This window comes from Streptomyces sp. NPDC097617, assembly GCF_044761485.1.
GTDB lineage: Bacteria > Actinomycetota > Actinomycetes > Streptomycetales > Streptomycetaceae > Streptomyces.
Window position 1 is genome coordinate 40,159 of record NZ_JBIWCL010000035.1, and the last position, 21,919, is coordinate 62,077.

Below are 21,919 nucleotides of genomic sequence, written 5' to 3' on the forward strand. Positions count from 1 at the left end.
CGGGCCGAGTCGAGCGCCGCCGCCCGGCTCAGGCGGTCATGTACCGCCACTTCTCGTGGACGGTGACGCGGGTGAGCCGCCAGCCCTCACGGGTGCGGGCCAGCGCGAAGGTGTACCGGCCGGCGGCGACGAAGTTCGGCGAGGTGACCTCCGGGTCGGCGTCCGGCCCGGCCAGCCGCATCGGATTGAGGAAGTCCGCCCGCACCTCGGCGCTGTCGCCGGGCGAGCCGCCCAGGTCCTCCAGCCGGACCAGCCGGTTGACGATCAGGTGCTGGCGCACGGGGAAGAGCGTCATGGTCTGCGCCAGCCAGTCCGCGACCTCCGCCACCGGGCCCTCGATCCCGCCCGCCGAGCTGTAGTCGACCCTCCCGCCGACGGCGAACAGGGCCCGGTAGGCATCCCAGTCCCCGTCGTCGACGGCCACCGCGTACCCCGAGACCACTTCGTCGATCGCCAGCCGGTCCATCACCGTCGCGAGATCCACACGCTGAGTCATCGGGTCAGTGTGGGGCTGAGCGGGCGCGAGGCCAAGGGCCCTGCGCCCACCGGATCTTCCCGCGGGCGGTCAGTGACCGGAACGGGACTCCCTCTGCCGGACCACGACGAGGAACGCGTCGCTGTCCAGGTCCATGACCACCTCGGCCTGCACCCCCTCGCGCATCCGCTGTGCCGCGTACTCCTCGGCGGGCCAGCTCCCCCGCGGACTTCCGGCGGGAAACCGCTCCAGCACCACTCGACCCATGGGGCACCCCCTGCTGTTTGCCTTCCGCTCTCTTCAGGCACAACGACGCGCAGGCCGCCCGGGAACGTTCCCGGGCGGCCTGCGGTTCACGCGAAGTGATGGAACGGGGCTCCGCTACGAGCCGGACTCACCCGCGTGCGGGCTCAGCACGTCCGTGCCGATCAGCACGAACAGCACGATGCCCAGGAGGATCCGGTAGATCACGAACGGCATGAAGCTCTTGGTCGAGATGAAATTCATGAACCAGTTCAAGTCGAGGTTCTGAGCGGCTCTGACCTGCTGTTTCCACCACTCTTCAACATTGAATGGGAGAGCAGTGGGAGATGGCACTTTCCAGTGCTCTCCCTCGCTGGCCACGAAGCGCAGCCACCTGGTTTGCAGCGAATCGGCGATCTCCTGCTCCATGGTCAGCGGAACGTGCGAGTAGAGACCTTCCACGCCGGCGACCTCGTGGCCCATGCGGGTCTCCACGGCGATGCGACTGTGTCGATCTTCGTCCAGCCACTCCTCGCCGCCGTGACGAAGCAGGTACAGCCGCTTCCCGGCGTACGCGGTCGCAGGGACATCCGGAAGGGGACGGCGGGAGGTGACCAGCTGGGGCTGGCCCAGGCGAACCCTCGTGAACTCCTCGGAGGCTGGTCGACCGCGCGAGACCGGCTGCCAGCAGCTGAAGGTTGCGTGGGCCAGCAGCCCGCCGCCAATGGCAGGGAACAGGTATTCGTTGTCATGGGTGGCGAAGAGCGCCGTGAGCCTTTTCCATCTTCAGCCTGAGCTGGCCAGATGCAGGGTGAGGACAGCCTGAACAAGGCTCGTGATGCGGGTGGTCGAGCAGCGGAGCTTGCGGAGAAGCCGCCAGGACTTGAGGGTGGCGACGGTCTGCTCGACCAGGGCCCGGATCTTCGCGTGGGACCGGTTGACGGCCTGCTGGCCTGTGGACAGCGTCTCCCACCGGCCGCGGTAGGGAACACGGACCGTGCCCCCGGCTCCTTGGTATCCCTTGTCGGTCCGTCCATGACGTCCGTGCGGCCCGCGAGCTTGTGTTTGCCCGAGTGGAACGGTCGGTCGACGGCGATACGGTCGGCCCCGGCCGCATGATCCGGCAGGGGCGTTCTACCAAGAAGCCTTCGACGTCGTACGAGCCCAGGCAACCACCCGACGGTGCGACGCCATGTTCACCGGCAGCGGAGGGGATGAGGTCAACGCAAGGTGATGATCGGCGCCGCCTACCAGCGTTGCCGGGTTCATTTCCTGCGCAATGCCTTCGGCGTGATCGCCAAGGACGCCGCGGAGATGGTCGCCGCGACCATCCGCACCATCTTTGCCCAGCCCGCCCAGGCTGTTGTCCGCCGTCAGCTCGACACGGTCGCTGACATGCTGAGCACACAGTTCCCCCAGGTCAAGCAGATGCTCCTGGACGCCAAGGACGAACTCACTGCCTTCGCCGCCTTCCCGGAACGGCACTGGAAGGAGATCCAGTCCACGAACCCGCTGGAACGGGTCAACCGCGAGATCAAACGCCGCATCGACGTCGTCCAGGTCTTCCCCAACGACGACGCGCTCCTGCGGCTGGTCACCGCCGTGCTCTTCGAGATGCACGACGAGTGGATTGCCTTCCCCCTCCACTACCTCCCCGAGGGCAGGGCCCGCAGGACGGTGAGGCAGGCGTGGGCGGCCATGGCGAGGGTGATGTGCCGGTGCCAGCCGGGGAAGCGGCGGACCTGGTAGTCGTCCAGGCCGCATTCCTGCTTGGCGGTCTGGAAGCATTCCTCGACGGCCCAGCGGCTGCCGGCGACTCGGATGAGTTCGTCGAGGGTCGTCTCGGCCGGGCAGTAGGCGATGTAGTACGAGATCTGATCGGGCCGGCTGACGCTGCGGCGGGCGATCACCCAGTGGCGGCGGTCCTCGCGGTGCCAGGGCCGGACTTCGACCCTCGCCCAGTCGTAGACGCGTGGGCCGTGGGCGCCGTCACCGCAGGATCGGCGTTTCCACTTCTGCCTGGGAAGCCCGGGGAACAGGTCGTGGACGGGGTGGTCCATAGCCCAGCGGGTGACGACGGTGTCGTGGCGGGTGGTGGTCATGACGTGGAGGCCGTGAGGCACGCCTGACGCTGGCCAGCACTTGTGAGCTCGTTTGACGCACGGCGCCCCAAAGGGACCCGCGCGAAGGCTCGTATATGGCCTCTGACCTGGTGTTTCTTGAAACGGGCCAGATCTCTCCCTCTTCCCGATGACGCACCACGTGGAGTGCGTGGCGATCCTGGAGCCGATCGCCAAGGGCGCCTGACCTCGTCCATGACCTGGTCGCGGTAGCCGGTGGGGATCAGGGTGCCGTCGGTGGGCGGAGTCGCCCTCGGGCGGTGAGACGTGCACAGGAGCGGTCCGCCTCGGGAGGGCGGACCGCTCCTCGGGGGAGGGGTCGTGCAGACCTCAGCGTGCGTTCTCCGGTGCCTCGGAGGGCGTCACGTCCAGCTCGAGGGCCCCCATCGGGCAGGACCTGACCAGCCGCTCCAGGTGACGGACGTCCACGTCCCCCTCGTGGACCACGAGCTGCTGCCCGGGGGAGGCGAAGAGCGTGTCCGAAAGGCCTTCGCACTGCTGGTGCAGTTCGCACCGCCGGGCGTCGATCCTGACCACCGCCAGCACGTGGCCGGGTTCAGGACGTTCGTCCATGGAGCGTCACGTCCATCTTCTCGATGCCGCGGATGGTGTTGTGCAGCCTCCACGCAGGTTCTCCCACCTCGATCCTGTCGACGTGGCGGATCAGCGCCTCCAGGAGGCTCTGCCCCTCCAGGCGCGACAAGGCCTGGCCGACGCACGCGTGGATGCCGTGCCCGAAACCGATCTGCTGGGCCACGCCCGGCCGGGCGATGTCGAACGTCTCCGGGTCCTTCCAGAACCTCTCGTCGCGGTTGGCCGAGCCGAACAGCAGGAGCACCCGCGACCCGCGGGGCAGGGGCGCGCCACCCAGCTCGGTGTCCTCCGCCACGTAACGGGTGAACCCGCGGAGCGGCGATTCGAACCTGATGATCTCGTTGAAGGCCGACGAGACCAGCGAGGGGTCCTCCTTCAGCCGCTGCCACTGGTCCTGGTGCGTGCCGAGCAGCCACATCATGCTGGACAGCGCGCTGACGGACGTGTCCATGGACGGGGCCAGGAAGTCGCCGAGCAGGCCGGGCAGCAGCTTGTCCTCGATCTTGCCCTCACGGGCCTCGGAGACCAGTTCGGCTCCCCAGCTCCCCGGGCGCAGGTTGCCCGGCTGTGACATCCGGTGGAGGAACTGGCTCATCTCGCCCAGCAGGGGGAGTCCGGCCTGTGTGCGCTCGTTCATCGGCCCGAAGGCGTTGAATCCGGCACTGGCCCACTCCAGGAGCCGTTCCTTGCCCTCGTCCTCCGGCCATCCCAGCAGATCCGGGACCACGGCCAGGGGGAACGCCACGGCGAAGTCCTGGACGGCGTCGAACGACTGCCGTTCCACGAGCTCGCGTACCAGCCGGTCCGCCCAGGAGGTGACGTACCCCGTGATGTCGGCCATCGCCCGGGGCTTGAGGTGCCGCGCCACCAGGCCGCGTACGTAGGCGTGGTAGGGCGGGTCGCTGGTGAAGCTGCTGCCCTTCTGCGCCTTGTTGAGGGTGTCGGTGAGGCCCACGCCTTCGCCGGAGACGAAGACGCCGTGCTGGTGGAGGGCCGTGTACACCTCGTCGTACCGGGCGGCGCAGTGCACCTGGTGCGAGGTGAGGTACACCACGGGTGCGGCGTCGCGGAGCGCGCTGTACAGCGGGTACGGGTCGGTGATCGAGGCGTCGGTGTACGGATCGAGATCGGTCTGAGGAATCGTGGTCGTCGGACTCACCGGTTCACCTTTTCCCGCGCAACGAGGTCTTCGATCAGCGGCACCATTCCCACGGCGGTGGGCGCCGTGGCCGCCCGCTCGGCCAGCTCCCGGGCCTTGAAGCAGTACGAGGAGTCGCCCAGCATCTCCTTGACGACCTGCGCGATCGCCTCCGGACTGCCTTCCTCGCGGTACAGCGTCCGGGCGCAGCCGAAGTCCGTGAGCCGCTTCAGGGTCGGGGTGAAGGCCTCGAACGGGTTGAGGATCAACTGCGGGGTCGCGGTGTTGATGGCGTTGACCGCCGTCAGGCCGCCCGCCGGATGAATGATCACCTCGCAGGTGGGGAGTATGGCCTCCAGCGGGATCCAGCCCGCCCGGATCTGCGGGTACTTCTCCTGGAGCTGCTTCCCCTCCGCCTCGCCGATGGCGACGACGACTTCGACGCCGAGCCCCAGCATCCGCTCCACGATGGCCGAGATCCGGTCCATCGCGCCCGGGAAGGCGTACCGGAAGCTCCCCATCGTCAGGCACACGCGGCCGCTGTCCGGGGTCTGCAGCATCCACGGATCGATCTGCCGCTGCTTGTTGTGCGGCGTCCAGCGCATGAAGGTGCCGGTGGTCTCGGTCAGGCCGGGCGGGCAGATGTCGATCCGCAGTGACGGGTCGGGCAGCGTGTCGGCGCCGATCCTGGCGAGCTGGTCCGCCAGCTCCTCGTGGAGGTAGTCCTCGTAACCGTGGATGTCGAACAGGTCCCAGGACTGGCGGACGAAGGGGATGCCGGCCGCGCGGGCGGCGATCTCCGCCCCGTGCCCCTGGCTGCCCGCGATCAGGACGTCGGCGCCCCACAGCTGGCAGATGTCCACCAGGTCGTCGCACACGTAGCTGCCCTGGCGGCCGAACCAGCGGCCCAGGTAGGGCATCTCCTGTTCGGGCCGGTGGGGGTACTCGATCGCCGGCCTGCCGTGGGCGGCGGCCTTGATGCTCTCGGTCGAATGCCCGCGGGCCACGGGTATGGACGGCAGGCCGATCCCGGTGACCGCGCCGGACATCTCCTCGAAGGAGGCCACCATGATCTCGTGCCCGGACGCCCGGAGCGCCGAGGCGAGGGGACCGATCGCGAACGCGCTGGCCGGGCTCGTGCCCGCGGCGTAGAACAGGGCCTTCACGCGGCGACCGCCGGGGCCCGGTCCTTGTCGCGCTCGGCGAAGTAGGCCTCCTCCAGGCCCACGGTCTCGAAGTCGATGACGGCGAGACCCGCGGTCAGCAGGTGACTCGAACGCAGCTCCCGGACCAGGTCCAGGTAGTCCTCCATCTCGTCGAAGCCCAGGATGAAGAAGCTCTCCGCCTCACGCCCGTACTTGATGGCGCGCACCGGGGTGAGCTTCCCGCCCCTCTTCACGAAGGCCCCGACGCTGGGGAAGACGTGCTCGTGCTCGATTGCTACGCGCTCTTCGAGCGGCAACTCGTACCAGGGGGTGAGGTAGTTGACGACGAGGACGGCGGCGAACTTCATGCGCGGTGCTCCGATCGGGTTTCCTGCGGGCGCAGTACGGCGTGCATGTGCCAGATCCGGGAGACGACGTTTCCGGCTTCGTCGATCAGCTGGTCGGCGAGGTTGTCGGTGGGGGCGTCGACCTCGAAGGTGCGCGGGTCGACCATCTTTGCTACGGCTTCGGCGGGCAGCGAGCTGTGGTAGCGCGTCGCCTCGATCACCTTGATGTCCCAGTCCGCGGAGAACGCCTCCCGCAGCTCCTGCTCCGAGACGCGGCGCGGGCCCGGGTAGTCGGGGGTGAGCTCCTCGGAGAAGGTGAACAGGTGGAGTTCGGCGCCGTCGTTGCACACGGCCCTCAGGAGTTCCGTGTACCGCGGCGTCTCCTCGGCCGGCAGTGTGTGGAAGAAGGCGCTGTCCAGGACGACGTCGTACCGGGGGCCGTCCGCCGCGAGGGCGAACGCGTCGGCCACCCGGAAATCGACGGTGGTGTCGTTCCTGCGGGCCTTCTCGCGACCGCACTCGACGGCGACCTCCGACACGTCGACGGCGGAGACCCGAAGGCCCTGGGACGCCAGGTACAACGCGTTGTCCCCGAGGCCGCACCCCAGGTCGAGCACGTGCCCGTGGAAGCCGCCGTCGTCACATATCCGGCGTACGGCCGGCTGCGGGCCGCCGATGTTCCACGGCATGAGGGGGCCCGACTTCTCCCCCTCCTGGTAGAGCTTTTCGAAGGGGATCTTCTCCGTGCTGCCGGTGGGCATCGTTCGCGGTTCCTCTCAGAGTTCTACGGACATGGCGTGGTGGAAGACGTTCAGGGGGTCCCACGTGCGTTTCGCCGACCGCAGACGCGCGTAGTTCTCCTTGTAGTACAGGTGGTGCCAGGGCTGCTCCGACCGGTTGCGCTCGGCGTCCAGCAGGTCGGTGTCGGGGTAGTTGATGTAGCAGCCGTCCGTGCGGCCCCCGGTGACGGGCACCCCTCCCGTGCCGGCGAAGAACTCCTCGTACAGACCGCGCAGCCAGCCGAGGTGGAGCTCGTCCATCGAGGCGTCCTGCCAGGCGGTGAACCACGACGACTTCGCGACGGAGTCCCGCTGGGGAGCGGCGGTGGCCGACGGCGCGCGGCGGTTGATCTCGCCCCCGTAGCTGTTGAACATGACGTACGACGCCTGGCCGGGATGGTCGGAGTTCAGGTGCCGGTGGAGCACCGAGAACTGGTCGTCGGTGGGCGTCGCGCGGTGATAGGCGGACTTGGAGGCCGACCGGGCCCCCATGACGTCACCGCAGTCGGCCTGGCTCATGTAGCGGGTGCCGGTCAGCCAGCTCATCACGCCCCCTCGGGGGATGCCCACCGCGCGGGTGCCCGCCGTCAGCGACGCGACGAAGTCGCCCAGGATCTTCCCCTCGGGGTCCACGTCGGCGTCCTGCTGGACCATGAGCTGGAGGAACCCGGAGTTGCGGTGGTTGACGAAGAAGCTGGCGAACAGCGAGTTCTCCGGTGTCCCCGGCGCGGCGTGGCGTTCGTGCCATTCGAAGAAGCGCCGCATCACGGTGACGAAGGACTCCTCGTCCATCGCGGCCCAGGGGTAGACGATCTTCTGCACGTGCAGTCGGCTGCTTGCGCGAGCCAGTCCGATCGGCTCGGTGGCGAGGTGCTCCGGGCTGCGGAACTCGTAGGCGGTGACCACTCCGAAGTTGCCGCCCCCACCGCCGGTGTGCGCCCAGAAGAGGTCCCCGAGGTCACCGGTGTCGTCGGCGCGCGCCGTCACCAGACGGACGTCGCGCGACTCGTCCACGACGGCGACCTCCACGGCGTGCAAGTGGTCAACTGCCAGGCCGAGCTGGCGCGACAGCGGACCGTAGCCGCCGCCGGCGACCAGCCCTCCCATGCCCACCGCGGAGCAGGCGCCGAGCGGCAGGGACGCGTTCCAGCGGCGGAAGAGGGCCTTCTGTGCCTGGTCGACCGTCGCACCGGCACCGATCCGCACCCCCTGCCCTTCGGCGGACGGGCCGACGCTGTTGAGGTTGTGGAGGTCCAGGACGAGGTCCCGTCGGGGCGAGCCGACGAAGTCCTGACCGCAGTGCCCGCCGGACCGGCAGGCGACGGCCCGCCCTTCGGCGACGGCCTTGCGCAGGGAGGCGACGACGTCGTCCGGCGTGAGCGGAAGGTGGAACTCCGCGGGCTTGACGGCGAACCGGTGGTTGTCCGAGTGCGAGAGCTCGAGGTACCGGGGGTCCTCGGGACTCACGGTGAAGGGTGACATCGGCAGGGTCACGACGCGTAGCCTTCGCACGACTGGGAGAACACGGCCTCGTAGGTGTTGGCGTCCCTCGAGGTCAGCAGGGACTTGCCGCGTGCGCGCATGTGCCGGTCGTGCGCGGGGCGCTGTTCCTCCGGCATGGTGTGGAAGGCCTCGTAGGAGGCGGCGTCGTCCCACTGGGCGTAGTTGACGACCATGGTGCCGTCGAGCGCGCGCAGGATGCTGTGGGAGCGGTACCCGGGCACCTGCCGCATCCACTCGTCCGGCTTGTCGAGCAGGGACACGAGCTCGCTCTGGTCCTTGCTCTCGCACCCCATGAGGACGATCACGGTGAAGTCGTCCCGGTCCGGGCCTATTTCCGTCCGGGCGTCGCCGTCCTTCGTCTGGACGGACACCACCTCGGTCTTCAGCAGGTGCACCGACGTGGTGAGGTCGGTGAAGTAGGGAACGGTGTTGTGCTTGAAGTTCTCGCCGTCGTACCGCTCCTTGAGGTCGTCGATCGACCTCCACTGGATGTAGTTGGCCGCGCAGGGCTTCGCCACCCCCGCGTGCAGCGTGGACGACCGCCATCCCGGGTAGTTGGCCTTGGCGATGATGCCCCGCATGGCGTCCAGGAGAGTCGCCTGCTTCTCCGAGTCGGTGGTGTTGAACAGGTTGAACACGGTCAGGGAGCCGTACTCGGGCTCGATGATCGGCATACGTCCTCCTAGGAGACTTTCTTGCCTTCGATGACGGACTGCAGTCCCGCGCGGCTGACCCCGACCAGCTCGATGCCGACCTCGGACATCAGGGTCCGGAACTCCTGCACGGTGCGCTGCTTGCCCTCGCACAGGACGAGCATGTCCATGTCCATGAGCGCGATGGCCTGGTCCGCCTTCTCGTCCACGCCGGCCACGGCCTCCACGACGGCGAGGTGCGCTCCCACGTGCATGGCCGACGCGATGTTCCTGAGGATGAGGCGCGAGCGCGCATCGTCCCAGTCGTGGAACACGTTGGAGGCCATGTACAGGTCGCTTCCCGCGGGGATGCTGTCGAAGAAGGAGCCGGCCTCCACCGTCATGCGGTCGGCGACGCCCGCGTCCGACAGCTCCGGCCAGGCCCGTGACACCACGTCCGGCTGGTCGAAGAGGACGCCGGACGTTCCGGGGTGTTTCTGCAGTACGGCGGAGAGGAGCGCGCCTCGCCCTCCACCGACATCGGTGATGCTGCCGAACCGGGAGAAGTCGAATGCCTCGACCACGGGCCGGATGATCCTCTTGGAGAGTTCGGTCATCGCGGAATTGAAGACCGCGGCGGTGTCGGGATTCGATTCCATGAATTCCCATACGCCGGACCCGTGCATCGCGGCGAAGGGGGATCGGCCCGTGCGTATCGCTGTGGGCAGGTGCGCCCAGGTCGCTCGTTCTGCAGTGGATCCCGTCCAGCGCGCGAAGTTGCGCATGGAGGCGTCGTCGTCGGTGGCCAGGGCGTGGCCCAGAGCGGTCAGCTCCATGGTGTGCTGCTCGGTCTGCCGCAGCAGGCCCACGGAGGCGCTGGCGCGGAAGAAACGTTCCGCTATATCGCGTTTCAGGCCGAGCCGAACGGTGAGTTCCGCCGGCGTCAGGCCGCCGGGACCCAGCGCGTCGGCCACACCGAGTTCTGCGAATGTGCTGACGACACCGGCGCGCCAGCTTCCCATGAGGAGATCGAGAAGCTGAATGCTGACGGGGGGCGACGGCGGGCGCAGCGATCCCGTGCTGGTAATGGTCATGATTTCCCTTCGACTGGTTGCCATGCGTCGAAATGAGGCACCGCTGCAAGGGCAGTTCGTTCTCGAACACACTCTGTTGCCGGTGCCGGAGCGGCGCTAGGTATCCCCATGGGATGGTCCTGGGAATCAGCGCCGGAACAGTGCAGAGTGCTGCGGGACGGAGCGGATTCGCCCGTCCTGCAGCACTCTGCGGCTGGTGGAGCTATGGGGCCGTGCCCTCTAGGAGGCAGGCGTCTGCTGGACGTCGGCGCCGGCTTCCGTCGCCCCGCCGGAGGCGTCCTGTCCGCCCCACTGCTGGGCGTCCGGCTTGCGCTGGGGGATGAGGAAGGTCGCGAGCATTCCGAGCACCAGCAGCGCGGCGCAGGTGTAGCCGTTGATCTGGACCCCGTAGGACATGGCGTCCCGGGCGGCGTCGGCGGCCGAGGCCGTCGCGGGGTTCTGGCTCAGCCCGGAGATCATCGCGCCCGCGCTGTCGGAGACCGCCGAGGACAGCTTGTCCGCGTCGGGCGTTCCCTGCTGGGCGAGCCGCTCGGACAGGTCGGAGTCCAGCGCCGTGAAGAACGTCGAGGTCAGGATCGCGATGCCGAGTGCGGAGCCGAGCTGACGCGCGGCGCTCTGGATTCCGGAGCCCTGGCCGGCCTGCTGGGGCGGTACGTCCGCCAGGACGACGTTGGTGACCTGCGCGGTGGCGAAGCCGACCCCCATGCCGTACAGGAACAGGGCGAGGCCGATGACCCACCACTGGGAGTCGCTGCTCGCCAGCAGGCCGAACATCAGCAGACCGAGCGCTTCGAGCACCAGGCCGATGCGGACCAGGCTGACGGGGCCGGTCTTCTCGGCCATGCCGAAGCTGGCACCGCTCGCGAAGAAGCTGCCGACCGCGACGACGAAGACCATCAGGCCGGTCTGGAGTACGGAATACCCCAGGGTGTACTGGAGCCAAAGGGGCAGCACGGCGAGGATGCCGAACTCCGCCAGCGCGATGATCAGCGTCGCGATGTTGCCCGTGCTGAAGGACTTGATGCCGAACAGCGAGGTGTCCATCAGCGGTGCCGTGCCGTTCGCGCGCGTCAGCCGGACCTGCAGCTGGAGGAAGAGCACGAGGCTGATCACGGAGACGGCCAGGGCGACCGGGACGACCGACAGGTTCACCCCGTCACCGAAGGGGCCGAAGCTCTTGCGGGCGTCCCACCAACCGTAGTTGCGGCCCTCGATCAGACCGAAGGCGAGAAGTCCGAGGCCCAGCACCGACAGCACTCCGCCGACGGCGTCGACCTTGCCCGGCTGCCGGGGGGACGGCTGGAGGAACCGCATGATGCCGGCGAGGATCAGAACCACGACGAAGATGTTGATGCCGAACGCCCACCGCCAGGAGTACTCGGCGAGCCAGCCGCCCAGCAGTGGTCCGACCGCCGCGGCCGCACCGATCGTGGACCCCCAGATGGCGAAGGCCTTGCCGCGGTCGCGTCCCCGGAAGGTCATGTTGAGCAGCGCCAGAGACGTCGGCATCACGATCGCGCCGCCTACGCCCTGGGCGAACCGGCTGACGATCAGGAGCTCCCCGGAGGGCGCCACCGCCGCGGCGATGCTCGCCAGCCCGAAGATCACGGTGCCGACGACGAACAGACGGCGTGCTCCCACGATGTCCGACAGGCGCCCCATCAGCAGCAGCAGGGCTGCCAGGATGATCGCGTACGACTCCTGGACCCACTGGGCGCCGAACGCGGAGATCTTCAGGTCGTCGATGATGGGGGGCATCACCACGTTGACGATGGTGAAGTCCACGACCACCAGCGACACACCGAGGGAAATCGCGACCAAACCCAGCCAAGCGTCCCGATTGGCCGATGAGGACCGAGTTGGATTTTCAGACACTGCGTTCTTCCGATCTTCTCGATGCAACGCACCCGGTGCAACGCCCGGGGCGAAGTACTGGAGTGGGAGGGGGGCGTGCGCCGCCCCGGAGCACAGGCACCATCGCAGGAGAAGAGGACGCGTGCTGACCTCTACTGATCGCAATCGAAGGGCAATTCTTGATCGCCAACCGCACACTGGAGCTCCTCAGCCTGCTTCAGGCACAGAAGGAGTGGACCGGCGACGGGCTGGCCGAGCGACTGGGGGTGTCCCCGCGAACCGTCCGCCGCGACATCAACCGGCTCCGCGAACTGGGCTACCCCGTTACGGCGGCGAAGGGCCCCTCGGGCTACTACCGACTGTCCCGCGGGGCGCGTCTTCCTCCGCTGATAGTCGACGACGAGCAGGCCATCGCCATCGCGCTGTCCCTCCAGACGGCGCCCGCCTCCGTGGCCGGCATGGGTGACGCCACCAAGCGCGCGCTGAACTCCATCAGGGAACTCCTGCCGCCCCATCTCTCCCGCCGCCTCGCGACCTTCTCCATCGAACAGATAGAGAACGCCTGGGAGCTGGCCCCGCCCCAGGTCGACCCCGGCCTGGTGGCACAGCTGAGCGCCGCCGCGCAGGAGCGGGAACTCGTGCGGTTCACCTACCGGTCCATCGAGGTCGACGAGGTGGACGGCAGTGAGGTCCTTGCCGAACCCCACCGGCTCGTCGTCTGGTCGGGACGCTGGTACATGGTCGCCTACGACCAGCGCGGGTGCTCCTGGCGCGCCTACCGGCTCGACCGGATCGAACAGCCGGCCCCCACCGGGTGGCGCTTCACTCAGCGCGACGTCCCCGAGAGGGACATCACCCGCTTCGTCCAGAGCCAGCCCGACCGCGGAGACACCCCGGACACCTGGCCCTGCTGGGGCACCATCCTGATGGAGTGCCCCGCGCCGCTGGTGGCCAAGTGGGCCCCGGGCGCGGCGAGTTTCGAAGCGGTCGACGAGCGGATCACCCGGATACGGATGGGGGCCTGGTCGTGGTCGGCGCTCATCGGCTTCCTGGTCACCTTCGGCTGCCGGTTCACCGTCGAGAGCCCGCCCGAACTCGCCGAGGCGGCCCGCCGTGTGATGGGCCGCATCGACGTCGACATCCCCCGGCCCGACGTGCATGCGGCGGCCCCGGCCGACGCGTCCGCCCCGGGGGGCGAACCGGCCTTGTGATCGCGCTCACGTGAGGTAGTAGAGGTCAGAAGCTGACCTCTACTACTCCTAGCCTGGCTCGCCCAGCCCGGCAATCACAGGAGACTCCTTGAATCCCGCCCGATCACTGACCGAGGCAGCGACAGTGGTCGCCGCGGAGCAGCCCGTCGACAGCGCACACCGCAACGAAGCGGCCGGGGCGACGAACAGGCTGTCCCACGACAGTGGCCACATCGAGGTGCGCGGGGCGCGCACCAACAATCTCCGAGACGTCTCGATCGACGTACGCAAGGGCGCGCTCACCGTCTTCACCGGTGTCTCGGGCTCAGGCAAGAGCTCCCTGGTACTCGGCACCATCGCGGCCGAGTCGCAGCGCCTGCTCAACGAGACCCAGCCGACGTTCGTCCAGGGGCTGCTGCCCCAGACGGTGCGTCCGGACGTCGACAGCCTGCGCAACCTCTCCGCCGTCGTGACCGTGGACCAGAAGCGGCTGGGCGCGGACCCGCGGTCCACCATCGGGACCGCCACCGACACGTACGGCCTCCTGCGCCAGCTCTTCTCGCGGCACGGCTCCCCGCACATCGGGTCCCCCAGCCGGTTCTCGTTCAACGACCCCTCCGGCATGTGCCCGACCTGCTCGGGCACCGGAGTGGTCACGGAGGCCGACATCGACCAGCTGGTGGACCGGGACCTCTCCCTCAACGACGGTGCGCTGCTGTTCCCCACCTTCGCGGTCGGCACCGGATTCTGGTCGATCTTCGTCAACTCCGGCTTCTTCGACCCCGACCTCCCCCTCGGCAAGTACGACGACGAGGAGTGGGAGAGGCTGCTGCACCTGGAGCACGCCAAGACCGACAGCCGCTCGCTGAAGGTGACGTACGAGGGCCTCCTGCCCAAGCTGCGGCGCCTGTACCTGAACAAGGAGCGCGAATCGCTCCAGCCGCACGTGCGGGCCGCGGTCGAGCAGATGGCCAGCACCGCGCAGTGCGCGGCGTGCGAGGGCAGCCGCCTGTCGGAGGAGGCCCGCTCGGTACGGGTCAACGGCGTGGGCATCGCCGAGTGCACCGGTATGGAGATCGCCCGGCTCCTTGAAGTCGTGCAGCAGTGGAACGATCCCGCGATGGCGGGCGTCGTCCACGGCATCCGCGGCGCGCTCGCCGCCATGGTCGAGCTCGGCCTGGGCTACCTCAACCTCCAGCGCCGTGCGGGCACGCTGTCCGGCGGCGAATCCCAGAGGGTCAAGATGGTGCGCCACCTCGGCTCGGCGCTGACGGACCTGACGTACGTCTTCGACGAACCTACGACCGGCCTGCACGCCGACGACGTCGACCGGGTGCTGAAGGTGATGGCGAGCCTGCGCGACAAGGGCAACACCGTGCTCGTCGTGGAGCACGACCCGCAGGTCCTCGCCGTCGCCGACGCCGTCGTCGACCTGGGACCCGGCGCGGGCACCCACGGCGGGACGATCGTCTACGCCGGTCCGCCGAGCGGGCTTCCCGACTCCGACGGACCCACCGCCGCGTCGCTGCGTACCGTGCCGCAGCTGCGGACCGCCCGCGAACCCCGGGGCTGGCTGCGGGTGGAGAACGCGGACCTGCACAACCTGCGCGACGTCACCGTGGAGATCCCCCTCGGCGTCTTCGTCGCGGTGAGCGGTGTCGCGGGAGCGGGCAAGAGCTCGCTGGCCCGTGGAGTGCTGCCCTCCCGCCTGGACTCCTGCGTGATCATCGACCAGAGCCTGCCCCGGGGCAGCAGGCGCAGCACCCCGGCGAGCTGGACGGGCATCCTCGACCCGATCCGCAAGGCCTTCGCCCGTGCCACCGGGGTGAGCGCCGCTGAATTCTCGTCGAACTCGGCGGGCGCCTGCCCGGCCTGCAACGGCCTCGGCGTCGTCGTGACGGAGCTCGGCCGCGGCGACACCGTGGAATCGCCCTGCGAGGAGTGCGAAGGCACCCGGTTCCGCAGCGAGGTGCTCGCCCACCGGCTGCGCGACCGCAGCATCGCCGACGTCCTCGCCATGTCCATCAGTGAGGCGTGCGCGTTCTTCACGGAACCGGCGATCCGGGAGGTGCTGGCGAGCCTGGAAGGGGCCGGGCTCGGTTACCTGGGGCTCGGACAGCCGCTGTCGACGCTCTCCGGGGGAGAGCGCCAGCGGCTCAAGCTCGCCGTCGAACTCGCCTCGCCCTCCGATTTCTACGTGGTCGACGAGCCGACGGCCGGGCTGCACCGGCAGGACGTGGGGCGCCTGCTCGGCCTTCTGGACCAACTCGTCATGAAGGGCAGCACCGTTGTCGTGGTGGAACACGACCTGGACGTCATCGCGCAGGCGGACTGGGTGATCGACATGGGGCCGGGCGCCGGAGCGGCCGGCGGCGACGTCGTGTTCGCGGGGCTGCCCGAGGACCTGATGGAGAGCCGGGCTTCGGTCACCGGACGCCACCTCGCGAGCCGGGTCCGGGGCGAAGGCGCCGGCCACCCCGGGGCGTGACGCCGCCGTACCTCCCAGGACACGAAGCCGCCGGGCGTCCCGGGGCTTCGGAACAGACAGAAGGAGCACATCAGATGATCAGGATCGCCGTCGTACTCGGAAGCACCCGCCCCGGCCGTCGCGGTGAGGCGGTGGCCCGGTGGGTCACCGAGGTCGCCGCGCGGCACCCCGCGGCCGTGATGGGCGAGGTGACCTTCGAACCGGTCGACCTGGCGGATTACACGCTGCCGTTGCTGGACGAGCCCGTGCCCGCCATGTTCGGCCAGTACCGGAACGAGACCACCCGGCGGTGGGCCGACGCCATCGGCTCGTTCGACGGGTTCGTGTTCGTGACCCCCGAGTACAACCACTCCGTGCCCGCGGCGCTGAAGAACGCCGTCGACCACCTGTTCGCCGAGTGGAACGACAAGGCGGCCGGATTCGTCAGCTACGGCGTGCACGGCGGGACCCGCGCCGTCGAGCACCTGCGGCTGGCGCTGGCCGAGGTGAAGGTCGCAGGTGTACGGAGCCAGGTCGTCCTGTCGGTGTTCGCCGACTTCGACTACACGGGATGCGACAAGACGGATCCGACGTCGGCCGGCCGGTTCACGCCGGGGGAGCGGCAGGAACCTGCGGTGAACACGATGCTGGACGAGGTCGTCGCCTGGTCGGCCGCGCTCAAGCCGCTGCGCGCGGACGCCGCCGCAGGGGCCGCGGAGGACGTCGTTCCGGTATGACGCACCAGGGCGCCGCCCGCTCCTGCTTCCGCTGACCACTGACGGCACCTACGGCTTCAGCTGCGCTCGTACGGTCCCGGCCGGGACCGTACGAGGCAACTCGAAGGCCGTACCCGCTCTTCTCCGACTTCCTTGCCCGTCACGGGAGTTCCCCTCCGATAGCACGGATATACCCCCGTCCTCACCACAGCTGCCCTACTCCGGCCGCGCAATTCCGAGCACCGTAAGCGGCATGACGTTGCACGCCGCAGAATCCATTCGGTCGCACGTACCGGTTCTCGTCGTGGGAGCCGGTCCCACAGGTCTCATGCTCAGTGCCGAGCTGGCGCTCCACGGAGTGCAGCCGCTGCTGATCGACGCACTGCCGAGCCCGAGCGGACAGTCCCGGGCCCTGGGCTTCACGGTCCGGACGCTGGAGATCTTCAAGCAGCGCGGGATCCTGGGCCGCTTCAAGGGGCTCGCCCAGGTACCGGGAGTGCATTTCGCCGGCCTGAACATCGACGGCGACTTCCTGTCCAGCACGCTGCGACCGGCCAACCAGTACCCGCAGTCCAGGACCGAAGAGGTCCTCGCCGACTGGTGCGAGGAGCGGGGGGTCACGGCCCTGAGGCCATGGAGGCTGGAGTCGATGGAGCCCACCGGCTCCGGATACCGCTGCGTGCTCAGCGGTCCGGCCGGGCGGCGCACCGTCGAGGCGGACTACGTGGCCGGTTGCGACGGGGCGGCCAGTGGCGTTCGCGAAGCGATCGGCATGCCCGCCCGCCGCACCCCCCCTTCCGTCCAGATGCTCCTCGGTGACCTGCGCGGCTGCGGGCTGCCCAACGAGCCCTTCGGGGTCAAGCACGAGAAGGGCATGGTCATGTCCGCGCCGCTGGGCGACGGGACGGAACGGGTCATCGTCTGCGACTTCTCCCAGCCGATGCGGCTGCAGGGCGCACCGGTCACCCACGCCGAGATCAAGAACGCGTACGAGAACGTCGTCGGCAAGCCCCTGAAGGACGGAGAATGCCTGTGGGCGAGCTCCTTCTCCGACGCCTCCTCCCTCGTGGAGTCGTACCGGGACGGCCGTGTGCTGCTCGTCGGGGACAGCGCGCACACGCACCTCCCGGCGGGCGGCCAGGGCATGAACGTTTCGCTCCAGGACGCGGTGAACCTCGGCTGGAAGCTCGCGCTGGTGAGCCGGGGCCGCGCACCGGATTCCCTCCTGGACAGCTACCACGCCGAGCGGCACCCGGTCGGCCGGGAACTGCTGCTCAACACGGCCGCCCAGGGGCAGCTGTTCCTGCGCGGACCGGAGGTGGACCCGCTGCGCGAGATCGTGCGGCGGCTGCTGGAGGTGCCGGAGGTGTCGGCCCGGCTGGCCGACGGAGTCAGCGGACTGGACATCCGCTACGACATGGGCGACCCGGAGGCGTCGCCACCGGTGGGTGAGCGGCTGGCACCCGACGCCTTCACGGTGGTCGGGACCGGCGGCGACACCGTGGTCGAGGCCGGCGACGTCGTCGAAGAGCTGCGGCACGGATCCGCCCTGCTGGTCCTCCTCGCCGACGACGGCCAGGCGTCCCCGCTCGCCGCGCAGTGGGGGGACCGGGTGCGCGTGGTGCACGCGCGGCCGAAGGAACCGCGACGGAAATCCGGCTCCGCCGAGCCCCTGAACCTGCTCGTCCGGCCGGACGGCCACATCGCCTGGGCGGGCCCGAGAAGCGACGGGCTGAGCGCCTCGCTCAGCCGTTGGCTCGGCGAGCCCGCCGCGTAACCAGAGGAGGAAGACCCTTGTACAGCTCTCTGATCGTCGCCCGGATGGACCCCGGCCACGCGGACGCGGTGGCGGACATCTTCAGCGCGTTCGACGCCACCGACATGCCTGCACGGATGGGCACCCTGCGCCGCGAGCTCTTCCGGTACCGCGGCCTCTACTTCCACCTCCAGGACTTCGAGACCCCCGACGGGACCGCCGCGGTGGAGGCGGCGAAGACCGACCCGCGGTTCATCGGCATCAGCAACGACCTCAAGCCGTACATCGAGGCCTACTCCCCGACCTGGCGGTCGCCGAAGGACGCGATGGCCGAGCGCTTCTACCACTGGAGGGCCGAGCGTTGAGCCGCCGCGTGTTCATCACCGGGGTCGGGGTCGTCGCGCCCGGCGGCGTCGGCCGCGATGCCTTCTGGGACCTCCTGACCCAGGGGCGTACCGCCACCCGGCGGCTCAGTCTCTGCGACCCGGAGCCGTTCAGATCCCAGGTGGCCGCCGAGGTCGACTTCCGGGCCGAGGCGGCGGGACTGACCGAGCAGCAGTCCGTGGAGCTGGACCGGGCGGCCCAGTTCGCCCTGGTCGCCGCCCGTGAGGCGGTGGAGGACGCGGGCTGGCGGGACACGTGCCCGCCCGGCCGCGCCGGGGTCGTCGTGGGCTCCGCCGTAGGCGCCACGACCAAGCTGGAGGAGGTCTACCGGCAGCTCAGCGCGGACGGGTCCCTCTGGGACGTGATCCCGGACTCCCCCGCCCAGCTCTACTCGTACTTCGTGCCCAGCTCCTTCGCCGCCGGCATCGCCCGGGAGTTCGGCGTCACCGGGCAGAGCGGCGTCGTGTCGACCGGCTGCACCTCCGGGATCGACGCCGTGGGCAACGCGTGGGAACTGATCCAGGACGGCGTCCTGGACTCCGTCGTCTGCGGGGCCACCGACGCACCCATCTCGCCCATCACCGTCGCCTGCTTCGACGCGATCAAGGCGACCTCGACCTTCAACGACACCCCGGAGACCGCCTCCCGGCCGTTCGACGCGACACGGGGCGGATTCGTCCTCGGCGAGGGCAGCGCGATGTTCGTCCTGGAGTCCGAGGAGTCCGTCCTGCGCCGCGGCGCGCGCGTCTACGGCGAGATCAAGGGGTACGCCAGCCGCTGCAACGCCTACCACATGACCGGCCTGAAGGCCGACGGACGTGAGCTGGGTCAGGCCGTCACCGCCGCCCTGACCCAGGCCCGGATGGACCCGGGCGAGCTCGACTACGTCAACGCCCACGGCAGCGGGACCAAGCAGAACGACAGGCACGAGACCGCTGCGCTGAAGGCCTCCCTGGGCGCCGCCGCCCGCCATGTGCCCATCAGCTCCATCAAGTCCATGGTGGGCCACTCGCTGGGGGCCATCGGCTCGCTGGAGATCGCCGCGTGCGCCCTGGCGCTGCGGTACGACGTGATCCCGCCGACGGCCAACCTCACCCGGCCGGACCCGGAGCTCGACCTGGACTACGTACCCGTACATGCGAGGGAACAGCAGACCGACGGAATCCTGACGACCGGCAGCGGTTTCGGAGGGTTCCAGAGCGCCATGGTCCTCGCGGATCCGGAGAAGCGCTCATGACCGCACACATCACCGGCATCGGTGTCGTCTCCCCGCTGGGCCTGTCCCGGGAAGAGCACTGGAAGGCCCTCCTCGACGGGTGCAGCGGCCTGGGTTCGACCCGGTCGTTCGACTCCACCCGCTACGACAACCCCATCAGCGGCGAGATCTCCCACTTCAGCCAGGAGGAACTGCCCAGCAGGCTGCTGCCCGCCACCGACCGCATGACACAGATGTCGCTGGTCGCCGCAGCAGGGGCGTTCGACGACAGCGGCATCGACAGGGACCAGATCGACCCCCTCGACATCGGCGTCATGACCGCCTCCACCGCGGGCGGATACGCGTTCGGGCAGAAGGAACTGCAGAACCTGTGGTCCAAGGGCCCCAAGTACGTCAGCACCCACCAGTCCTACGCCTGGTTCTACGCGGTCAACACCGGCCAGATCTCCATCCGCCACGGCTGCCAGGGGCACAGCGGAGTGATCGTCGCCGACGACGCCGGCGGCCTCGACGCGATCGCGACCGCCGCCCGCCGCCTGGCGCGCGGGAACCGCGTCATGCTCACCGGCTCGGTGGACAGCACCATGTGCCCCTGGGGGCGGGTCGCGCACACCTCGACCGGCCACCTGTCGAAGTCCGCCGACCCGCGCACCGCGTACCTGCCGTTCGACGAACGGGCAGGCGGGTGGGTCAACGGCGAGGGCGGGGCCCACCTCGTCCTCCGGTCCGAGAGCGACGGCCGGTACGCGTCGGTCCTCGGCCACGGGGCGACCGTGGACGACCCGCGGGCCGACCCGGGGGCGGGTCTGGTCCAGGCGATCCGCCTCGCACTCGACGCGGCGCGGCTGCGCGCCCGCGACATCGGCGTGGTCTTCGCCGACGCGGCCGGCACCCGGCAGGCGGACGGGGCCGAGGCCGCTGCCCTCGCGGAGGTCTTCGGGCGGAACTCCGTCCCCGTCACCGCACCCAAGGCGGCCACGGGCCGCATGGGCTGTGGAACCGCCTCGCTCGACGTCGCCATGGCGGTGCTCGCCCTGCGCGACCAGACGATCCCCCCGACCGTCAACGTCGAAGCGGACGCGTCCCTCGGGATCAACCTGTGCACCGCCGCCGCCCCGCACCGCATCACCCACGCCCTGGTACTCGCCAGGGGCATCGGTGGGTTCAACTCCGCCCTGATCGTCGGGGCATGACCGAAGGAGAGAACGACATGACCGCACGCGTCACCATGGACGACCTCAAGCGCGCCCTCCAGGAGGGCTCGGGGGTCGACGAGGGCGTCGACCTCGACCGGGACCTCCCGACCAAGGCGTTCGCCGACCTTGGCTACGACTCCCTGGCCGTCCTGGAGACCGGCCTGCGCCTCGGACGCGAGAACAACATCGAGATCGACGACTCGGTGTTCAACGACCTCGACACGCCCCAGCAGCTGCTGGACGCGATCAACCAGGCCCTCGAGAGCCAGACGGCGGCATCGTGACGGCGCTGCGTCACGCCCTGGTCACCGGCGGGTCGAGCGGCATCGGCAAGGCCGTCGCGCAACGCCTCGGGAAGGCCGGGCACACCGTGACGATCTGCGGCCGGGACCCCGAGAAGCTCCGGTCCGCCGCCAAGGAACTGGCCGAACTCGGCGTGTCCGTCACCACGCTGAGCGCCGACGTCAGTGACCCCCCGCAGGTGCGCGAGCTGGTCGGCCGGGCCGTGGAGGCGAGCGGGCCCATCGGGATCCTGGTCAACAACGCCGGCAGGAACGGCGGCGGCAAGACGGCGGAGCTGACCGACGAGCTGTGGCGGGAGGTGCTCGGCACCAACCTCGACAGCGTCTTCTACGTCACCCGGGAGGTGCTGGCCCGCGGCGGCATCCACGAGGTCGAGCACGGCCGCATCGTCAACATCGCCTCCACCGCGGGCAAACAGGGTGTCCTGCTGGCCGCCCCCTACTCCGCCTCCAAACACGGCGTGGTCGGCTTCACCAAGGCCGTGGGCAAGGAGCTCGCGCCCCAGGGCATCGCGATGAACGCGGTCTGCCCGGGATACGTGGAGACGCCGATGGCCACCCGGGTGCGGCGCGCGTACGCCGACGCCTGGGAGACCACGGAGGCGGAGGTCCTGTCCGCCTTCGAGGCGAAGATCCCGCTCGGCCGGTACAGCACGCCCGATGAGGTCGCCTCCCTCGTCGAGTACCTCACCACCGAAGGCGCCGCCTCGATCACGGCCCAGGCACTCAACGTGTGCGGCGGCCTCGGAAACTTCTAGGAGATGATCC

Annotated in this window: 20 protein-coding genes and 4 pseudogenes; 10 read left to right on the top strand and 14 right to left on the bottom strand. The window is 69.5% G+C overall.

Going from position 1 to position 21,919, the window contains the following annotated elements; translation table 11 throughout:
• Positions 1-28 precede the first annotated feature (28 nt).
• From ACIQZO_RS36680 to ACIQZO_RS36695, 4 genes and pseudogenes are all read right to left on the bottom strand, one after another.
• On the bottom strand, positions 29-496 hold the full coding sequence (locus ACIQZO_RS36680) for a nuclear transport factor 2 family protein (protein WP_403635187.1): 468 nt from the start codon (positions 494-496) through the stop codon (positions 29-31).
• A 69-nt stretch (positions 497-565) separates the two neighbouring features.
• Positions 566-742 (bottom strand): hypothetical protein, encoded by a 177-nt coding sequence (locus tag ACIQZO_RS36685; RefSeq protein ID WP_167745548.1) that lies wholly within the window; start codon positions 740-742, stop codon positions 566-568.
• A gap of 114 nt (positions 743-856) precedes the next feature.
• Positions 857-988, bottom strand: a pseudogene (locus tag ACIQZO_RS36690) (undecaprenyl-diphosphatase); the annotation flags it as partial.
• Positions 989-1,504: 516 nt separating this feature from the next.
• Positions 1,505-1,821: pseudogene (locus tag ACIQZO_RS36695) on the bottom strand (transposase family protein); the annotation flags it as partial.
• A 127-nt stretch (positions 1,822-1,948) separates the two neighbouring features.
• Here ACIQZO_RS36695 and ACIQZO_RS36700 point away from each other — a divergent pair.
• Positions 1,949-2,467 (top strand): annotated as a pseudogene (locus ACIQZO_RS36700) (transposase); the annotation flags it as partial.
• Here ACIQZO_RS36700 and ACIQZO_RS36705 read toward each other — a convergent pair.
• The 10 genes and pseudogenes from ACIQZO_RS36705 to ACIQZO_RS36750 all read right to left on the bottom strand — a co-directional run.
• Positions 2,365-2,826, bottom strand: a pseudogene (locus ACIQZO_RS36705) (transposase); the annotation flags it as partial. The pseudogenes ACIQZO_RS36700 and ACIQZO_RS36705 sit on opposite strands and share 103 nt — an antisense overlap.
• A gap of 342 nt (positions 2,827-3,168) precedes the next feature.
• On the bottom strand, positions 3,169-3,411 hold the full coding sequence (locus tag ACIQZO_RS36710) for a hypothetical protein (protein ID WP_403635190.1): 243 nt from the start codon (positions 3,409-3,411) through the stop codon (positions 3,169-3,171).
• Positions 3,395-4,591: a cytochrome P450 gene (locus tag ACIQZO_RS36715; protein WP_403635192.1), complete on the bottom strand. Its 1,197-nt coding sequence runs from the start codon at positions 4,589-4,591 to the stop codon at positions 3,395-3,397. Before ACIQZO_RS36715 ends, ACIQZO_RS36710 begins: the two co-directional genes overlap by 17 nt.
• Positions 4,588-5,736, bottom strand: coding sequence for a glycosyltransferase (locus ACIQZO_RS36720; RefSeq protein WP_403635195.1), 1,149 nt, complete (start codon positions 5,734-5,736; stop codon positions 4,588-4,590). Before ACIQZO_RS36720 ends, ACIQZO_RS36715 begins: the two co-directional genes overlap by 4 nt.
• Positions 5,733-6,083 carry a hypothetical protein gene (locus ACIQZO_RS36725; RefSeq protein ID WP_403635197.1) on the bottom strand — a complete coding sequence of 117 codons (351 nt, stop codon included), beginning with the start codon at positions 6,081-6,083 and terminating at the stop codon, positions 5,733-5,735. Before ACIQZO_RS36725 ends, ACIQZO_RS36720 begins: the two co-directional genes overlap by 4 nt.
• Positions 6,080-6,823 carry a class I SAM-dependent methyltransferase gene (locus ACIQZO_RS36730; protein WP_403635199.1) on the bottom strand — a complete coding sequence of 248 codons (744 nt, stop codon included), beginning with the start codon at positions 6,821-6,823 and terminating at the stop codon, positions 6,080-6,082. Before ACIQZO_RS36730 ends, ACIQZO_RS36725 begins: the two co-directional genes overlap by 4 nt.
• A 15-nt stretch (positions 6,824-6,838) precedes the next feature.
• Positions 6,839-8,335 carry an FAD-binding protein gene (locus ACIQZO_RS36735; RefSeq protein ID WP_403635202.1) on the bottom strand — a complete coding sequence of 499 codons (1,497 nt, stop codon included), beginning with the start codon at positions 8,333-8,335 and terminating at the stop codon, positions 6,839-6,841.
• Positions 8,332-9,018: an antibiotic biosynthesis monooxygenase gene (locus ACIQZO_RS36740; RefSeq protein ID WP_403635205.1), complete on the bottom strand. Its 687-nt coding sequence runs from the start codon at positions 9,016-9,018 to the stop codon at positions 8,332-8,334. Before ACIQZO_RS36740 ends, ACIQZO_RS36735 begins: the two co-directional genes overlap by 4 nt.
• Positions 9,019-9,026: 8 nt before the next feature.
• Positions 9,027-9,998 (bottom strand): methyltransferase, encoded by a 972-nt coding sequence (locus ACIQZO_RS36745; protein WP_403635207.1) that lies wholly within the window; start codon positions 9,996-9,998, stop codon positions 9,027-9,029.
• Between the two features lie 291 nt (positions 9,999-10,289).
• The gene (locus tag ACIQZO_RS36750) at positions 10,290-11,891 is read right to left on the bottom strand and encodes an MFS transporter (protein WP_403635209.1); all 1,602 of its coding nucleotides are present in this window, start codon (positions 11,889-11,891) and stop codon (positions 10,290-10,292) included.
• 212 nt (positions 11,892-12,103) lie between these two features.
• On the opposite strand from ACIQZO_RS36750, the gene ACIQZO_RS36755 reads away from it, so the two are divergent.
• From ACIQZO_RS36755 to ACIQZO_RS36795, 9 genes are all read left to right on the top strand, one after another.
• Entirely contained in the window at positions 12,104-13,135 is a 1,032-nt protein-coding gene (locus tag ACIQZO_RS36755) for a helix-turn-helix transcriptional regulator (RefSeq protein WP_403635212.1), read from the top strand.
• A 190-nt stretch (positions 13,136-13,325) separates the two neighbouring features.
• On the top strand, positions 13,326-15,602 hold the full coding sequence (locus ACIQZO_RS36760) for an ATP-binding cassette domain-containing protein (RefSeq protein ID WP_403635279.1): 2,277 nt from the start codon (positions 13,326-13,328) through the stop codon (positions 15,600-15,602).
• A gap of 74 nt (positions 15,603-15,676) precedes the next feature.
• Positions 15,677-16,318, top strand: a complete 642-nt coding sequence (locus ACIQZO_RS36765) for an NADPH-dependent FMN reductase (protein ID WP_403635215.1) — start codon at positions 15,677-15,679, stop codon at positions 16,316-16,318.
• A 232-nt stretch (positions 16,319-16,550) separates the two neighbouring features.
• Complete coding sequence (locus ACIQZO_RS36770) at positions 16,551-18,074, top strand: FAD-dependent monooxygenase (RefSeq protein WP_403635218.1); 1,524 nt, start codon at positions 16,551-16,553, stop codon at positions 18,072-18,074.
• A 17-nt stretch (positions 18,075-18,091) separates the two neighbouring features.
• On the top strand, positions 18,092-18,418 hold the full coding sequence (locus ACIQZO_RS36775) for a TcmI family type II polyketide cyclase (RefSeq protein WP_403635221.1): 327 nt from the start codon (positions 18,092-18,094) through the stop codon (positions 18,416-18,418).
• Positions 18,415-19,674 (top strand): beta-ketoacyl-[acyl-carrier-protein] synthase family protein, encoded by a 1,260-nt coding sequence (locus tag ACIQZO_RS36780; RefSeq protein ID WP_403635224.1) that lies wholly within the window; start codon positions 18,415-18,417, stop codon positions 19,672-19,674. Before ACIQZO_RS36775 ends, ACIQZO_RS36780 begins: the two co-directional genes overlap by 4 nt.
• Positions 19,671-20,846, top strand: coding sequence for a ketosynthase chain-length factor (locus tag ACIQZO_RS36785; RefSeq protein ID WP_403635227.1), 1,176 nt, complete (start codon positions 19,671-19,673; stop codon positions 20,844-20,846). Before ACIQZO_RS36780 ends, ACIQZO_RS36785 begins: the two co-directional genes overlap by 4 nt.
• Before the next feature lie 17 nt (positions 20,847-20,863).
• Entirely contained in the window at positions 20,864-21,133 is a 270-nt protein-coding gene (locus ACIQZO_RS36790; RefSeq protein WP_403635230.1) for an acyl carrier protein, read from the top strand.
• Positions 21,130-21,909, top strand: coding sequence for an SDR family NAD(P)-dependent oxidoreductase (locus ACIQZO_RS36795; RefSeq protein ID WP_403635233.1), 780 nt, complete (start codon positions 21,130-21,132; stop codon positions 21,907-21,909). The genes ACIQZO_RS36790 and ACIQZO_RS36795 overlap by 4 nt, the downstream gene beginning before the upstream one ends.
• Positions 21,910-21,919 lie beyond the last annotated feature (10 nt).

Coding starts and splice junctions, on each gene's coding strand:
- ACIQZO_RS36790 (WP_403635230.1), top strand. CDS start 20,864: ATGACCGCACGCGTCACCATGGACGACCTCAAGCGCGCCCTCCAGGAG.
- ACIQZO_RS36725 (WP_403635197.1), bottom strand. CDS start 6,083: ATGAAGTTCGCCGCCGTCCTCGTCGTCAACTACCTCACCCCCTGGTAC.
- ACIQZO_RS36745 (WP_403635207.1), bottom strand. CDS start 9,998: ATGGGAAGCTGGCGCGCCGGTGTCGTCAGCACATTCGCAGAACTCGGT.
- ACIQZO_RS36765 (WP_403635215.1), top strand. CDS start 15,677: ATGATCAGGATCGCCGTCGTACTCGGAAGCACCCGCCCCGGCCGTCGC.
- ACIQZO_RS36770 (WP_403635218.1), top strand. CDS start 16,551: ATGACGTTGCACGCCGCAGAATCCATTCGGTCGCACGTACCGGTTCTC.
- ACIQZO_RS36685 (WP_167745548.1), bottom strand. CDS start 742: ATGGGTCGAGTGGTGCTGGAGCGGTTTCCCGCCGGAAGTCCGCGGGGG.
- ACIQZO_RS36710 (WP_403635190.1), bottom strand. CDS start 3,411: ATGGACGAACGTCCTGAACCCGGCCACGTGCTGGCGGTGGTCAGGATC.
- ACIQZO_RS36730 (WP_403635199.1), bottom strand. CDS start 6,823: ATGCCCACCGGCAGCACGGAGAAGATCCCCTTCGAAAAGCTCTACCAG.
- ACIQZO_RS36785 (WP_403635227.1), top strand. CDS start 19,671: ATGACCGCACACATCACCGGCATCGGTGTCGTCTCCCCGCTGGGCCTG.
- ACIQZO_RS36680 (WP_403635187.1), bottom strand. CDS start 496: ATGACTCAGCGTGTGGATCTCGCGACGGTGATGGACCGGCTGGCGATC.
- ACIQZO_RS36740 (WP_403635205.1), bottom strand. CDS start 9,018: ATGCCGATCATCGAGCCCGAGTACGGCTCCCTGACCGTGTTCAACCTG.